This is a genomic window from Promicromonospora kroppenstedtii DSM 19349 (genome assembly GCF_000515355.1).
Classification (GTDB): domain Bacteria; phylum Actinomycetota; class Actinomycetes; order Actinomycetales; family Cellulomonadaceae; genus Promicromonospora; species Promicromonospora kroppenstedtii.
The window spans coordinates 1-767 of the sequence record NZ_KI911664.1 but is presented as its reverse complement, the minus strand read 5'-3'; the positions used below and the strand labels follow the sequence as shown (position 1 = coordinate 767).

At 72.1% G+C, this 767-nt stretch carries 1 protein-coding gene; it reads right to left on the bottom strand.

The window, feature by feature from the left end:
- Window positions 1–433: RNA polymerase sigma factor (locus PROKR_RS11810; RefSeq protein ID WP_169736396.1), on the bottom strand; the 433-nt coding region annotated here is incomplete at its 3' end.
- Between the last annotated feature and the right edge of the window lie 334 nt (window positions 434–767).

Genomic DNA, 767 nt, shown 5'->3' with positions numbered 1-767 from the left:
CCGGCGGCAGGGCCGCGAACGCCTGCCGCACGCGGCGGTCGTCGTCGGCCAGCAGCACCGGGTCGGGGTCGTGGTGCGGGCGGTCGATCAGCTCCGCCTCGGCGGGCACCGCCCGGCCCTGCGCGCGCAGCACCCCGATCGCGGTGTTGCGCACCGTGGTCAGCAGGTAGGAGCGCACGTTGCTCGACGGGCCGCCGCCGTTGCGCACGGCGGCGAGAAGGGAGGTGAAGGACTCGGCGACGACGTCGTCGACCGTGGGACCCGCGCCCACGAGGTGCCGGGCGATCCCGGCGGCGGTGCGGTGGTAACGCTCGTACAGCTCACCGAACGCCTCGTCACGGCCGGAGCGGAGATCTGCCAGGAGCCGTTCGTCGGAGGCGGGAGGCGCGCCGTCGGGCCGCCGCTCAGGGGTGGAACCGGTCGTCTCGACCATCCGAAGAGCGCTCCCCTTGGCACATCGATGTAGTTGTCCCGTTTGGGTGGAATACTACGGGCAAAAGGGGGTAACTGCGCAGATCACAGGGGTGATCTGGGGGGTGATCCGGACAGTTTCAGCCTGATTCCGGTTGCGGCGTCACCACCTGCCTGTGTCACCGTCTAGCCCGGCGATGAACACGGGACCGGCAGGAGACGACGCACTCGGCACGCTGTGCGCGCGATGGCGCAGACGCACGGTCGCCGAGGGCTGGCGCATGCCCGAGGACTGGGCGTCGCCCGCCGTCGTGCCGCTCGCGAGCGCCGTCCTGGGCGGTCTGCCCGCCGAGGGG